Annotated in this window: 12 protein-coding genes; 4 read left to right on the plus strand and 8 right to left on the minus strand. The window is 69.1% G+C overall.

The window, feature by feature from the left end; genetic code table 11:
• Nucleotides 1–120 precede the first annotated feature (120 nt).
• Nucleotides 121–1227, plus strand: a complete 1107-nt coding sequence (locus tag LGM71_RS17295) for an NAD/NADP-dependent octopine/nopaline dehydrogenase family protein (protein ID WP_226115501.1) — start codon at nucleotides 121–123, stop codon at nucleotides 1225–1227.
• Complete coding sequence (locus tag LGM71_RS17300; protein WP_226115502.1) at nucleotides 1224–2234, plus strand: 3-hydroxybutyryl-CoA dehydrogenase; 1011 nt, start codon at nucleotides 1224–1226, stop codon at nucleotides 2232–2234. Before LGM71_RS17295 ends, LGM71_RS17300 begins: the two co-directional genes overlap by 4 nt.
• Before the next feature lie 134 nt (nucleotides 2235–2368).
• Here the strand turns inward: LGM71_RS17300 and LGM71_RS17305 are convergent, their stop codons facing one another.
• The 8 genes from LGM71_RS17305 to LGM71_RS17340 all read right to left on the minus strand — a co-directional run bounded on the left by LGM71_RS17305 (nucleotide 2369) and on the right by LGM71_RS17340 (nucleotide 10712).
• Nucleotides 2369–3706 (minus strand): MFS transporter, encoded by a 1338-nt coding sequence (locus tag LGM71_RS17305; protein WP_059601302.1) that lies wholly within the window; start codon nucleotides 3704–3706, stop codon nucleotides 2369–2371.
• Nucleotides 3707–3878: 172 nt separating this feature from the next.
• A complete protein-coding gene (locus LGM71_RS17310) occupies nucleotides 3879–4925 on the minus strand; it encodes an ABC transporter substrate-binding protein (RefSeq protein WP_124901425.1) in 1047 nt (348 codons plus the stop codon).
• Nucleotides 4922–6073 carry an NAD(P)/FAD-dependent oxidoreductase gene (locus LGM71_RS17315; RefSeq protein ID WP_226115503.1) on the minus strand — a complete coding sequence of 384 codons (1152 nt, stop codon included), beginning with the start codon at nucleotides 6071–6073 and terminating at the stop codon, nucleotides 4922–4924. Before LGM71_RS17315 ends, LGM71_RS17310 begins: the two co-directional genes overlap by 4 nt.
• Nucleotides 6066–7505 carry an NAD(P)/FAD-dependent oxidoreductase gene (locus tag LGM71_RS17320; RefSeq protein WP_226115504.1) on the minus strand — a complete coding sequence of 480 codons (1440 nt, stop codon included), beginning with the start codon at nucleotides 7503–7505 and terminating at the stop codon, nucleotides 6066–6068. Before LGM71_RS17320 ends, LGM71_RS17315 begins: the two co-directional genes overlap by 8 nt.
• Nucleotides 7502–7849, minus strand: a complete 348-nt coding sequence (locus LGM71_RS17325) for a (2Fe-2S)-binding protein (protein WP_226115505.1) — start codon at nucleotides 7847–7849, stop codon at nucleotides 7502–7504. The genes LGM71_RS17320 and LGM71_RS17325 overlap by 4 nt, the downstream gene beginning before the upstream one ends.
• Nucleotides 7849–8643 (minus strand): ABC transporter permease, encoded by a 795-nt coding sequence (locus LGM71_RS17330; protein ID WP_124901421.1) that lies wholly within the window; start codon nucleotides 8641–8643, stop codon nucleotides 7849–7851. The genes LGM71_RS17325 and LGM71_RS17330 overlap by 1 nt, the downstream gene beginning before the upstream one ends.
• Entirely contained in the window at nucleotides 8640–9629 is a 990-nt protein-coding gene (locus LGM71_RS17335) for an ABC transporter permease (protein ID WP_226115506.1), read from the minus strand. Before LGM71_RS17335 ends, LGM71_RS17330 begins: the two co-directional genes overlap by 4 nt.
• Nucleotides 9630–10712, minus strand: a complete 1083-nt coding sequence (locus tag LGM71_RS17340; RefSeq protein ID WP_124901419.1) for an ABC transporter ATP-binding protein — start codon at nucleotides 10710–10712, stop codon at nucleotides 9630–9632.
• 294 nt (nucleotides 10713–11006) lie between these two features.
• Between LGM71_RS17340 and LGM71_RS17345 the strand changes: the two genes are divergently transcribed.
• Both LGM71_RS17345 and LGM71_RS17350 read left to right on the plus strand, forming a co-directional pair.
• Complete coding sequence (locus LGM71_RS17345) at nucleotides 11007–11906, plus strand: IclR family transcriptional regulator (protein ID WP_226115507.1); 900 nt, start codon at nucleotides 11007–11009, stop codon at nucleotides 11904–11906.
• 331 nt (nucleotides 11907–12237) lie between these two features.
• Nucleotides 12238–13353 carry a porin gene (locus LGM71_RS17350; RefSeq protein ID WP_185633700.1) on the plus strand — a complete coding sequence of 372 codons (1116 nt, stop codon included), beginning with the start codon at nucleotides 12238–12240 and terminating at the stop codon, nucleotides 13351–13353.
• Nucleotides 13354–13389 lie beyond the last annotated feature (36 nt).

Raw genomic sequence — 13389 nt, forward strand, 5'->3', positions numbered from 1 at the left:
TGGCGGCGTGCGTGTTGTTGCGATTGCGTTGCGCGAACGGGCGTGCCGTTGCGCGTTTCGAAGCGACGCGATATGCGCCACCGCGTAGTCTCGGAACCATTCACTCACCGGGAGACAACGATGAAGGTATGTGTACTGGGCGGCGGCCACGGCTGCCATGCGGCCGCGATCGACCTGTTCGAGAAGGGCCACGACGTGACGTGGTGGCGGCGCGACCGCGAACCGCATGCGCGGCTGCGCGAGCTCGGCGCGTTGCACGTGACCGACTATCGCGGCAAGCGCGCGGTGCCGCTCGGCGACGCGCCTGGCGTGATCCGCCTGACCGACGATCTCGCGGCCGCGCTGCGCGGCGCGCGGCTCGTCGTGGTGCCGCTGCCGGCCGTTTCGCACGACGCGCTCGCGGCGCAGGTCGCGCCGCTGCTCGAGGACGGCCAGGTCGTGTTCCTGCCGCCCGGCACGTTCGGCAGCTTCGTGTTCGTGCGCGCGGCGGCAGACGCCGGCAACCGTGCGCGCGTTGCGTATGCGGAGACGGGCACGCTGCCGTATCTGGTGCGCAAGCACGGCGAGAACGCGGTCGTGATCAGCGCGTATGCGACGCGCCTGCCGACCGGCGTGTTTCCCGCGAACGCGGCCGGCTGGGCGTTCGACGTGCTCCGCGCGGGCTATCCGCCGGTCGAGCCGGTCGAGGATGCGCTGTCGGGCGCGCTGATGAATGCGGGCCCGGTGATCCACCCGCCGCTGATCCTGATGAACGCCGGGCCGCTCGAACACTTCGACGCGTGGGACATCCACAACGAAGGCACGCAACCGTCGATCCGCCGCGTGACGAACGCGCTCGACGCAGAACGCATCGCCGTGCGCGAAGCACTCGGCTATCGCGCGCCGCATTTCCCGCTCGCGGACCACTATGCGACCGACGGCGACGAATGGATGTACGGGCGCGGCGCGCACGGCAAGCTGACCGACAGCGGCGACTGGCGCGAGAAGATCGATCTGTGCACGCATCGCTACATGCTCGAGGACACCCGGCTCGGGCTGTCGTTCATCGTGTCGTGCGGGCGTTGGGCGAACGTGCCGACACCCGTTGCGCAAGGGCTGCTGAGCGTCGCGTCGGCGGTGACCGGGCGCGACCTGTATGCGCAAGGCCGTACGCTGGACGGGTTCGGCCTTGCCGCCCTGTCGCGCGATGCGATGCGCGCGCTGCTCGATGCGGGATACGCCGCATGACGCCCGCCACCGACGTGACGCGCGTGCACGTGCTCGGCGCCGGACGCATGGGGCAGGGGATAGCGCTCGTCTTCGCATTCGCGGGCCTCGACGTGACGCTGATCGACTTCAAGCCGCGCGACGCGCAAGGATGGCGTGTGTTCGAGGATCGCACGCGAGGCGAGATCCTGCGGCCGCTGCATGCGCAGGTCGCGCTCGGGCGTATCGACGACACGCAGGCCAGGGCCGTGGTCGCGCGTATCGCACTGGTCGCGCGAGACGGCGCGGCAGACGCCGTGCGCGGCGCCGCCATCGTGTTCGAAGCGCTGCCCGAAGTGCTCGATGCAAAGGTCGACGCGCTGCGCTGGCTGGGCGCGCATGTCGATGCGCGCGCAACGATCGCGTCGACGACGTCGACGTTCGTCGTCACCGAGCTGCAGCGCCATGTTGCACACCCTGAACGGATGCTGAACGCGCACTGGCTGAACCCGGCGTTGCTGATGCCGCTCGTCGAGATCAGCCGCAGCGGCGCGACCGATCAACGGGTCGTCGATGCACTGGCCGCGCTGCTCGAACGCGTCGGGAAGAAGCCGGTGATCTGCGGGCCGGCGCCGGGCTACATCGTGCCGCGCATCCAGGCGCTCGCGATGAACGAGGCCGTGCGCATGGTGGAAGAGGGTGTCGCGAGCGCCGAGGACATCGACACCGCGATCCGCACCGGCTTCGGCCCGCGCTTCGCGGTGCTCGGGCTGCTCGAGTTCATCGACTGGGGCGGTTGCGACATCCTGTACTACGCGTCGACGTATCTCGCCGGCGAAATCGGCCCGCGCTTTGCGCCGGCCGACAGCGTCGTGCGCAACATGGAAGCCGGGCGCGACGGCGTGCGCACGGGGGCTGGCTTCCACGACTATGCGGACGTCGACGTCGCCGCGTACATGCGGCAGCGGCTTGGCGAGTTTGGGCGCTTGCTCGATCATCTGGGGCTGGCGCCGGTGTTCGACGGTGCGGGGCGGGCATCGGGTATGTAGCCGTCGCGGCAGGGCCGCGTGGGCGCCGGGCGGTGCTGGCAGGGTGGGGATGCCTGCGCCGCACGACGCGCTGCCGCATTGGCCACGGCCGGCTGGCGCACGTGGCCCGACCTGCGTGCGGGCGCGCCGCACGCTCACGCCCCGTCGCCGTGCGAATCGCCAGCCCGCACGACGCGCGTCTCACGCATCGCGCATAGCGTCACGACCGTCACGAGGCCGAGCGCAACGAGGAACAGCGACACTGGCCACGAAGCCTGGTAGCGCGCGAGCAGCGCGGTCGCGATCAACGGCGACATCCCGCCCGCGAAGATCGACGCGACTTCATGACCGAGCGCGACGCCCGAATAGCGCACCTCGGTGCTGAACAGCTCGCCGACCAGCGCGGGCAGCGTGCCGATCATCGCGCCGTGGCTCACCGCGGTTCCGACCGTCAGCGCGAGCCACACGAGCGGCGTCGCGCGCGTGTCGAGCAGCCAGAAGAAGGGGAATGCACACGCGATGAGGCTCAGCGCGCCGATCAGGTACACGGGCTTGCGGCCGATCCGGTCGGACAGGCGGCCCCACGCGAGCATCGCGGCCATTTCGACGACCATCGCGATCATCACGCCGGTCAGCATCACGCCGTTCGGGATGCCGACATATCTGCCGTAGACGAGCGAGAACGCGAGGAAGATGTACGCGCCGCCGTTTTCGGCGACACGGAGCCCCATCGCGAGCAGGATTTCCTTCGGATGGCGGCGGAGGCATTCGACGACCGGTAAATGCGTGTGCGCGCCGCGCTTGCCGGCCTGTTCGTAGTCGCGGCTTTCCGGCAGGTGGCGGCGGATATAGATGCCGATCGCGAAGATCGCGATGCTCGCGAGGAACGGCAGCCGCCAGCCCCAGGTGCGGAACGCGTCGTCGGGCAGTGCCTGTGCGGCGAGAAACGCGGCCGACGACAGCACGAAGCCGCCGCCGACGCCGAGCTGGCTCCACGCCGCGTAGTAGCCGCGCTGCTCGGGCGGTGCGTTCTCGCTGATCATCAGCACACCGCCGCCCCATTCGCCGCCGGACGCGATGCCTTGCAACAGCCGCAGCACGACGAGCGCGGCCGGTGCCCACAGGCCGACCTGCGCGTAGGTCGGCAGCAAGCCGATCGCGAACGTCGACGCGCCCATGATCAGCAGTGTCCACACGAGCGACGCCTTGCGGCCGTAACGGTCGCCGACATGGCCGAACACGATCCCGCCGAGCGGCCGCGCGACGAAGCCGAGCGCGAACGCCGCGAACGCGGCGAGGCTGCCGGCGAGCGGCGACGCGCCCGGTGGAAAGAACACGTGGCCGAACACGAGCGCGGCGGCCGTTCCGTAGACGAAGAAGTCATACCATTCCATCGCGTTGCCGGCGACGGAGGCGATGACGATTCGGCGAAGCTGCCGGTCGGCGAGCGGCCGGGCGGCGCTCGGGGACTGCACGGTGTCGGTCGGGTACATGGCGGACTCTGAAGGGGGCGGGTGCGTGCCGTCTCTGGAACGCATGCGGCACTGCGGGCTAGTGTTGTCGGCACCGCCGCCCCGGTCAAATCCGCAGAAAAAGGGGAGTGTCATCACTCCCGCAAATGATGGTCGCGGCGCGCACGGCCGTGCCCGCGCGCGCCGGCGCCTGTTAACGCTCGATCTGCCGGTTCCAGCGCGTGTCCCACTGCGCGCGGCGCGCGTTGATCGCCGTCCAGTCGACCACCGTCACCTTGCGCACGAGCTCGTCGACGTTGCCGAGGCTTTGCTGCATCGCGGCGGGCATCTTCGCGAGACGGTTGGTCGGGATCTGCTTGCCGGCCTCGGCCGCCTTCGTCTGCGCCGGCGCGGACAGCAGGAACTGCGCGAGCTTCTGGGCCAGTTGCGGATCCGGGTTGTTCGCGACCACGCACAGGTCGACGAGCAGCAGCACCGGGCCTTCCTTCGGGTTCGCATACGCGACCGGAATGCCCTTGTCCTGCAGGTCGCCGACGCCGGTCGGCGTCAGCGGGAACAGGCCGGCCTCGCCGGTCTGCACCATCTCGGAGATCTTCGCCGAGTTCGGGATGTACTCGACGACGTTCGGCCCGACCGTGCTCGCCCACTTGCTGAAGCCGGGCTCGACGTTCTGTTCGTTGCCGCCGAGCAGCCGGTTGATCGCGAGGAAGCCGTGCAGCCCGAACGTGCTGCTCGACGCCGACTGGAACACGACCTTGCCCTTGTACTTTGGATCGGCGAAATCCATCCACGACGTCGGCGGCGCCCAGCCTTTTTCCGCGAACAGTTTCCTGTTGTACGCGATGCCGGTCATCCCGAGCTGCACGCCCGCGCCGACATCATCCTTCATCCGGGCGAACGGGTACAGCTCCTTCAGCACCGGCGAATCGTCGAGCTTCTGGCACACGCCGAGGCTGACCGCGCGTGCCATCACGCCGTCGTCGAGGAAGGCGACGTGGATCTGCGGCTTGTTGCGGTTCGCGAGCAGCTTCGCGAGCACGTCCGATGACGTGCCGGGTACCACGACGACCTTCACGTTATTCGCCTTCTCGAAGTCGGGCAGTACCTGGCTCGTGTAGGCCTTTTCCATCGGCCCGCCGTTCATGCCGACGTAGATCGTCTTCGTTTGCGCGAACGCGGGCGCGCCGGCGCCTGCGATGCAGAGGGCGGCAGCCGCCGCGATCGTTCCGAGCAGTTTCATCGTTGGGTCTCCTCTTGACGGAAAGGGGCGGTCGGCATGGTTCGCGGAGCGAAGCGGCCGATCGAGAATGCATCGAGTGGCGTGGCGGTTTCGCCGGTCGTGACGAAGTCGGCGAGCACCTCGCCGACGCCCGGCGCGAGCAGGAAACCGCCGCCGGAAAAGCCGAACGCATGCAGCAGGTTCGGCGTGGTGCGGCTCGCGCCGATGATCGGGTTGTGGTCCGGCGTGCAGCCTTCGACGCCGCTCCACGTGCGGATCAGCAGCGCGTCGCGCAAGGCGGGCAGCAGCGCGCACGCATCGCGCATCACCGAGCGTGTCGTATCGACCGACGGCTGGCCGAACTCGCCGTCGCCGCTGCCGCGCCCGCCGCCGATCACGCAGTTGCCGCGCGCGACCTGCCGCGCGTACACGCCGCCGCCGTACACGCCGAGGTTGTGCGTGATGAACGGCGGCAGCGGTTCGGTCACCCACATGTTCGGATAGATCGGCTCCATCGGCACGGCTTCGCCGAAGCGCTCTGCGATCGTGTTCGCCCAAGCGCCGGCCGAATTGATCAGCCACGTTGCGGTGCGTGCGTGGTCGCCCGCATGAACGTGAAAGCGCGTGCCGTCGTACCGGACATCGTCGACCGGCGCGTGCTCGAATACGTCGGCGCCTGCCGCGCGGGCTGCACGCGCGAACGCGGGCGACACGACGCGCGGGTTCGCGTGTCCGTCGGTCGCGCACAGCGAGCCGCCGACCGCCGCGCGGCCGAGCCACGGATAGCGGCGACGGAACGCATCGCCGCGCATCACCTGCAGCGGCAGGCCGTGCTCGCCGGCGAGCGCCGCATAGGCGTCGAGTGCATCGAGATCGGCGTCGCTGCGCGCGAGGCGCAAATGGCCCGACACGACGAACTCGCCGTCGATGCCGATCAGCTCCGGCAGGCGATCCCAGATGCGGCGTGCGCGCAGCGCGAGCGGCAGCTGTTCGGCCGGGCGGCCCTGGCAGCGCACGCCGCCGTAGTTCACGCCGCTCGCCTGTGCGCCACAGTCGCGGCGCTCGAACAGGGCGACGCGCAAGCCGCGCCGCGTCAGCGCCAGCGCGGCCGATGCACCGACGAGCCCGCCGCCGACGATGGCGACGTCGTAGTGGCGAAGGTCACTCATCGCGCGCCTCGTCGGGAATCGCCGCGACATCGTCGCCCGCGAGCGCGGCGGAGATCGGAAACGGCTTCACCGGCGGTTGCGCGCGCAACCGACCGACGTCCGCGAGCGAGCGGCCGGTTTCCGCGGCGAGCACGAGTGCGGTCGCGTCGCCGCACATGCGGCCCTGGCAGCGGCCCATCCCCGCGCGTGTCAGCGCCTTCAACCGATTCAGCTCGGTCGCTTCGCCGCCGCGAATGCAGCGTCGCAGCGTGCCCGCGTCGATTTCCTCGCAGCGGCACACGATCGTGTCGTCCGGGCAGCGCGCGGCGAGTGCGGCAGGCGGCGCGAACGCTGCTTCGAGGCCCGCGCGGAACGTGCCGAGCCGGGCGAGCGTGCGTTCCAGCATCGCCGCGTCGGGTTTGCCGGAACGCGCGGGCGACGGCGTCTCGATGCCCGCATCGTCGAGTAGCGCCAGTGCCGCGCGTCGCCCGGACGCCTCGGCCGCGTCGGCGCCTGCGATGCCGGCACCGTCGCCCGCGACGTAGATGCCGCGCACCGACGTGCGGCCGGCCGCGTCGCGTTCTGGCAGCCATGCGCGGTTGAGCGGATCGAAACGGAACCGGCAGCCGGCGAGATCCGCAAGCTGCGTTTCCGAACGCAGCCCGAAGCCGAGGCCGATCGCATCGCAGTCGAGCAGCCGCGGCAGCGCGTCGCCGCCGGCCGCGCGCCAAGCGAGTCCCGTCACGTGCCGCTCGCCGAGCACGCGCTCGAGCGTGACGCCCGTTTCGATCGCGACGCCGTGTGCGCGCAGCCAGCCGATGTAGTAGAGCCCCTTCGCGAACGTGGACGGCATGCGCAGCAGCGCGGGAGCGGCCGCCGCCTGCTGGCGCAGCGGGCTCGTGTCGAGCACCGCCGCGACCTGCGCGCCGGCCTTCGCGTACTGGTAGGCGACGAGGTACAGCAATGGTCCCGTGCCCGCGAACACGATGCGGCTGCCGATCGCGCAGCCCTGTGCCTTCAGCGCGACCTGTGCGCCGCCGAGCGTGTAGACGCCGGCGAGCGTCCACCCCGGCACCGGCAGCATGCGATCGGTCGCACCGCTCGCGACGATCAGGTGCGAGAACGGCACGGTCGTCTCGCGGCCGTCCTGGAGTGCGTCGACGCGGCCCGCGCCGCACGCCCATGCGAGCGTGTTCGGCCGGTAATCGACGTGCGGCAGCAGCGCGGCCATGGTCCGGTGCACGGCATCGGCCTTCGCGGCCTCGAAGCCGTACAGCACGCGCTTGCCGCGCGCGAACGCACCGTCGGCCGGCGGTTGACGATAGATCTGTCCGCCCCAACGCGCGTTCTCGTCGATCACGACGGGGCGCAGCCCCGCGTCGACCAGCGCCTCGGCCGCGCGCACGCCGGCCGGTCCCGCGCCGACGATCACCGGTCGCAATGCGTCGTTCATGATGCATCTCCGGCTGCGGCGGGCTGCGCGCCGGTGAGAATCCGCATGCCGTCGGCGATCGGTGTCGAGCATGCGCGCACGCGTGCGCCGGCCTCGGTGCGCACCCAGCAGTCCTGGCACGCGCCGATAAGGCAGAAGCCCGCGCGCGGCTTGCCGCTGAATTCGCTCACGCGCACACGGCGCTGCGCGACGAGGATCGCGGTGAGCACGGTGTCGCCGGCGAGCGCGTGCGCGGGTCGGCCGTCGAGCGTGAACGCGACGGCGGCGCGCTCGCGTTCGGCGATGCGCACGAACTGCGCGCCGTCGTCCGCGATGCCGGTGGAACGGGAAACGGAAGTCGTCATCAGTGTTGGCCGATCAGGATGCGGTTCAGGCCGTACACGCGATCGAGCAGCAGCATCGCGCCGGCGGTGATGAAGATGACGAGCGCCGACACCGACGCCATCATCGGGTCGATCGATTCGGTCGCGTACATGTACATGCGCACCGGCAGCGTGACCGTCTGCGGCGACGTGACGAAGATCGACATCGTCAGTTCATCGAAGCTGTTGATGAACGCGAGCAGCCAGCCGCCGGTGATGCCGGGCACGATCATCGGCAGCGTGATGCGGCGGAACGTCGTCCACGGATCGGCGCCGAGCGAGCACGCGGCCTGTTCGACGCTGCGATCGAGGCCGGCGACGGATGCGAGCACGAGCCGCATCACGAACGGCGTGATGACGATCATGTGCGCGAGCACCAGCCACGCGAACGAACCGGTCGCACCGATCAGCGCGAAGAACCGCAGCAGCGCGATGCCGAGCACGAGGCCGGGGATCACGAGCGGCGACAGCAGCAGGCCGTTCAGGAACGCGCGGCCGGGAAACGCCGCACGGCCGATCGCGAGCCCGGCGGGCAACGCGATCGCGAGCGACAGCGTCGCCGACGCGAACGCGAGCTTCACGCTGTTGGCAAATGCGGTGACGAAGTCCGGATAGTCGAGGATCGCGCGGAACCAGCGCAGCGACAGGCCGTGCGTCGGCAGCGTCAGTGTTTCGTCGGGCGTGAACGCGACGAGCACGACGATCACGAGCGGCGCGAGCACGAACAGGATCACGAGCGTGTGGAACGCCAGGGCGAACGGGCCGTTCTTTCTCATCGGGAAGCGCCTCCGAGGCTGCGCGCATAGCGGCGTTCGAGCACGCGGTAGTAAGTGAGCATCACGACGAGGTTCGCGACCAGCAGCAGCACCGCGATCGTCGCGCCGAGCGGCCAGTTCAGCGAGCCGAGGAATTCGTCGTAGACGGCGGTCGCGGCGACCTTCAACCGGCGTCCGCCGAGCAGGCCCGGAATCGCGAACGCGCTCGCCGACAGCCCGAACACCATCAGGCTGCCGGACAGCACGCCCGGCATCAGCTGCGGCACCACGATGCGGCGCAGCGTCGTGAACGGCGACGCGCCGAGCGACAGCGCCGCGTGCTCGGTCTGGGGATCGAGCCGCTGCAGCGCGGTCCACACGGGGATCACCATGAACGGCAGCATCACGTGCACCAGCGCGATCACGATCGCGAACGTCGTGTATTCGAGCTTGTACGGCCCGAGACCGACGAGCCCGAGCGCCTGGTTCACGAGCCCGCTCGTGTTGAGCAGCATGCTCCAGCCGAACGCGCGCACGACGACCGACACGAGCAGCGGCGCGAGGATCGCGAGCAGGAACAGCGAGCGCCACGGGTCGCGCATTTTCGACAGCACGTACGCTTCGGGCGTGCCGATCGCGACGCAGATCGCGGTGGTCAGCGCGGCGATGCCGAACGTGCGCGCGAAGATCGTGTGGAAGTACGACGAGCCGAGCACCTCCGCGTAGTTGCCGAACTGGAACGCGGCGATCGGGCCCGTGGCCGGATCGTAGCGGTAGAACGTGAGCGCGAAGGTCATCCCGAGCGGCACGAGCACGAGCGCGGCGAAGAGCAGGAACGCGGGCGCGCACATCAGCCACAGCGGCGCATGGGCGCGCCATGACACACGCAGCGTGCGGCCACTGGTGGCGCGGAGCGGCGCCGTATCGACCGAAGCGGCGGCTCCGGCCGATTGCGCGAGCGCGGCCGGCGTGCCGTCGGTCGGGAGCGGTCGGGCAGGCTGTCCCATTCAGGCCTCCCGCCGCATCACGCGCACCGCATCGCTGTGCCAGTCGACGCCGACCGGCGCACCTTCCGCGAGCGGCTCCGCGCCTTCGTTCTGGCAACACACGAGCACTTCTCCGAGCGCGCTGTCGACGCGGTACAGCCACTGGCTGCCGAGGAAGAAGCGGCTCGTGACCGTCGCGGCGAAACGGCCCGCGCCCGGCGCGCACAGTCGCAGTTTTTCAGGGCGGATGCACACCGACACGGCGTCGCCGATGCGCACGTCGCGCTCGCGCGCCGGCAGGTGCGCGGTGCGGCCCGTCTCCGCGAGATCGTGGCCGAGGTCGATGCGGATCGCGTCGCCGTCGTTCGCGACGATGGTGCCGGGCAGCAGGTTCGCCTTGCCGATGAACTGCGACACGAAGTGGTTCTCCGGGCGCTCGTACGCGCGATACGGCGTATCGGTCTGCGTGATGCGGCCGGCTTCCATCACGACCACGCGATCGCTGATCGACAGCGCTTCCGATTGATCGTGCGTGACCATGATCGTCGTCGTGCCGATCTTGCGCTGGATGGCGCGCAGTTCGAACTGCATCTCTTCGCGCAGCTTCGCGTCGAGGTTCGACATCGGCTCGTCGAGCAGCAGCACCGGCGGTTCGATCACGACCGCACGCGCGATCGCGACACGCTGCCGCTGGCCGCCGGACAGTTCGCGCGGAAAGCGGTGCGCGAGCGCATCGAGACGCACGAGCGCGAGCGCCGCGCGGATGCGCTCGGCGCGCTCCGCCTTGTCGACGCCGCGCATGTCGAGGCCGAAGCCGACGTTTTCCGCGACGCTCATGTGGGGAAACAGCGCATAGCTCTGGAACACGATGCCGAGCCCGCGGCGGTTCGGCTTCATGTGCGTGATGTCCTGACCGTCGAGCGCGATGCGGCCGCGCGTGACGTCGACGAAGCCGGCGATCATCTGCAGCGTCGTGGTCTTGCCGCAGCCCGACGGCCCGAGCAGCGACACGAATTCGCCTTGCTCGACCGACAGGTTGACGTCGGCGACGGCGGTGAGCTCGCCGAACGATTTCGTCAGATCCGTAAGCGTGAGAAACGACATGGGGAGCTCCGGGTTCGCACACCGGATGGCCGGTGCGTCATTGACGCGGACTCTAGCCAGCCATATTGGGGAGCGTCAATTTGGAATTCTGCTCAGCGGGATGAATTTCTGAGAAATTCCGGTTGGCGGAATACTTTTGGACATGGAAGAAAAATCGTTCCGTTGAATGAAGGCTGGCCAGGTGGTGAAAAGCGCGCGTCAATCCCGTGCACACCCGGATGCCCGACGCATTTCGGCGGCACGACAATGGCGTCTGGCATATTCCGTTCAATGAAATCATCGAGGAGAACTCGCATGCAGGAACCGCATTCGCGCGGAATGTCGCGCGCCGCACGCATGCCGTCCCCGGACGAGGACGCCGCTGCCGATGCCGCCGATGCGGCCGGCGCGCCGGGCACCGGCATGCTGCAGCGCGCGTTCGCGATCCTGCGCGCGCTGGCCGGCATGCAGCAGGACGGCGTGCGCGTCACGCACCTCGCGAGGGCCGTCGGCCTCACGCAAGGCACGGCGCACCGGATCCTGCAATCGCTGATCGCGGAGGGGATGGTCGAACAGGACGAGCAGTCGAAGCTGTACCGCTTGAGCGTCGACTTCTTCGCGCTCGCCGCGCTGGCCGGCAACCCGAGCAGCATGCGTACGCTGTGCCGGCCCGCGCTGCTGCGGCTGTGCGCGAGTCTCGGCGAGACGATCTTCCTGCTCGTGAAGAGCGGCTTCGACGCCGTGTGTCTCGATCTGTGCGAAGGGCCGTTCCCGATCCGCTCGTTTACCGGCGACATCGGCGGGCGCATCGCGCTCGGCGTCGGGCAGGGCAGCCTCGCGATCCTCGCGTTCCTGCCGGAAGCCGAGCGCGAGGAAGTGATCCGCTTCAACGTGCCGCGCATTCGCGGCTACGGCGTGCTCGACGAGGTGTACCTGCGCACCGAGATCGAACGCGTGCGCCAGCTCGGCTATGCAGGGCGCAACAGCGGCGTGCTCGACGGGATGGCCGGCGTCGCGGTGCCGATCCTCGACCGCACCGGTTATCCGGTCGGTGCGCTGAGCGTCGGCACGCTGGCGTCGCGCCTCGGTGACGACCGGATGCCGATGGTCGTCGAACTGCTGCGGCGCCAGGCCGACGCGATCGGCCCGCGCACGAACCCGTTCGATGCCGCATTGCGGCGGCCGATGCACGGGCTATCCGGGAAAACCGCGTAGCCGCCGCATAGCCGCATCACGCGTCGCCGTTTCGTCAGCTTGCTTACACGTGCCATTCACGTCTGAGCAAAGTGCGCCACGTCACGCGGGCCTCAAGGCTTTCTGTTTGCTTGCAGGCGCGCGCTTTTCCCGCCCACCTCCGCTTCATTCGTCTCCATTCGATTTTCAACTGCCGGCCAGTTGAACATTTCATTTCTTGATGCGATTGCGGCTGGATACCATCCAGCCACTGTCCATACAAGCCGACCGGCGCGTATGGCCAGCATCGAGAAAACACAACACAACATCGACAAGACGGTTTGGAGAGGAGAAGACGGAGATGGTGCGAACGATGGGCAGGAAGACGGGCGTCGCGTGCATGAGCGCGGCCATTGCGATGATGTTCGCCGGCGCCGCGCATGCGCAGTCGACGGTGACGCTGTACGGGATCGTCGACGCCGGCGTGACCTACACGAACAACGCGAAGGGCCATGCGCTGTGGCAGTTCACGGGCGGCAACGAATCGGGCCCGCGCTGGGGCTTGATCGGCACCGAGGATCTCGGCGGCGGCCTGAAGGCGAACTTCCGGCTCGAGAACGGCTTCAACGTCGCGAACGGCGCGCTCGGGCAGGGCGGCCGGATGTTCGGCCGCTCGGCATGGGTCGGCCTGAGCGGCGCGAGCTGGGGTGCGGTGACGCTCGGCCGCCAGTACAACTCGACGCAGGACATCCTCGGTTCGCTGCAGATGAGCAGCTTCCTCGCGCAGTACTCGACGCATCCGTTCGACAACGACGACATCAACAACACGTTCCGCACCAACAACGCGGTCAAGTACGTGTCGCCGACGATCGCGGGCCTGCAGGCGAATTTGATGGTCGGGTTTTCGAACTCGACGGGCTTCTCGAACGACAACACGTGGAGCGCGGGCGTCACGTATGCGAACGGGCCGCTGAACGCGGGTGCCGCCTATGCGCGCGTGAACCATCCGGCGGCCAGCGCGACGGGCGCCGTCGCGTCCGACAACTATTACCCGGGCTCGGCGTCGGTGTTCGGCGCCGGCCTGTCGAACGCGGTGCGCCAGCAGATCTGGGGCGCGGGCGGCAGCTATGCGATCGGGCAGGCGACGCTCGGGCTGCTGTACACGGGCTCGAACTTCGGCCAGGCGACGGGCGGCGCGCTGCGTTTCAGCAATTACGAAGGCAGCGTGCGCTACCTGATCACGCCCGCGTTGATGGCCGCGGCCGGCTACACGTATACGAAGGTCGCGCGCGGCGGGGACGACGGTCACTACCAGCAGGTGTCGGCCGGCGTTCAGTACCTGCTGTCCAAGCGCACCGACGTGTACGTGAACGGCTTCTACCAGAAGGCGTCGTCGGGTGTGGGCCATGCGTGGATCGACGGCACCGACGGCCCGTCGTCGTCGACGTCGCAGGTGGCGGCGGTGGTCGGCATCCGCCAGAAGTTCTGATGCCCTGACGCGTTCGCGCGTCTTCCGGAGGAGACA

Source organism: Burkholderia sp. AU33545 (assembly GCF_020419685.1).
GTDB classification, from domain to species: domain Bacteria; phylum Pseudomonadota; class Gammaproteobacteria; order Burkholderiales; family Burkholderiaceae; genus Burkholderia; species Burkholderia diffusa.

Excerpts from the sequence above, each read along its gene's own strand:
- LGM71_RS17320 (WP_226115504.1), bottom strand. The coding sequence starts at position 7,505 with ATGAACGACGCATTGCGACCGGTGATCGTCGGCGCGGGACCGGCCGGC.
- LGM71_RS17295 (WP_226115501.1), top strand. The coding sequence starts at position 121 with ATGAAGGTATGTGTACTGGGCGGCGGCCACGGCTGCCATGCGGCCGCG.
- LGM71_RS17340 (WP_124901419.1), bottom strand. The coding sequence starts at position 10,712 with ATGTCGTTTCTCACGCTTACGGATCTGACGAAATCGTTCGGCGAGCTC.
- LGM71_RS17310 (WP_124901425.1), bottom strand. The coding sequence starts at position 4,925 with ATGAAACTGCTCGGAACGATCGCGGCGGCTGCCGCCCTCTGCATCGCA.
- LGM71_RS17345 (WP_226115507.1), top strand. The coding sequence starts at position 11,007 with ATGCAGGAACCGCATTCGCGCGGAATGTCGCGCGCCGCACGCATGCCG.
- LGM71_RS17315 (WP_226115503.1), bottom strand. The coding sequence starts at position 6,073 with ATGAGTGACCTTCGCCACTACGACGTCGCCATCGTCGGCGGCGGGCTC.
- LGM71_RS17305 (WP_059601302.1), bottom strand. The coding sequence starts at position 3,706 with ATGTACCCGACCGACACCGTGCAGTCCCCGAGCGCCGCCCGGCCGCTC.
- LGM71_RS17325 (WP_226115505.1), bottom strand. The coding sequence starts at position 7,849 with ATGACGACTTCCGTTTCCCGTTCCACCGGCATCGCGGACGACGGCGCG.
- LGM71_RS17300 (WP_226115502.1), top strand. The coding sequence starts at position 1,224 with ATGACGCCCGCCACCGACGTGACGCGCGTGCACGTGCTCGGCGCCGGA.
- LGM71_RS17350 (WP_185633700.1), top strand. The coding sequence starts at position 12,238 with ATGGGCAGGAAGACGGGCGTCGCGTGCATGAGCGCGGCCATTGCGATG.
- LGM71_RS17335 (WP_226115506.1), bottom strand. The coding sequence starts at position 9,629 with ATGGGACAGCCTGCCCGACCGCTCCCGACCGACGGCACGCCGGCCGCG.
- LGM71_RS17330 (WP_124901421.1), bottom strand. The coding sequence starts at position 8,643 with ATGAGAAAGAACGGCCCGTTCGCCCTGGCGTTCCACACGCTCGTGATC.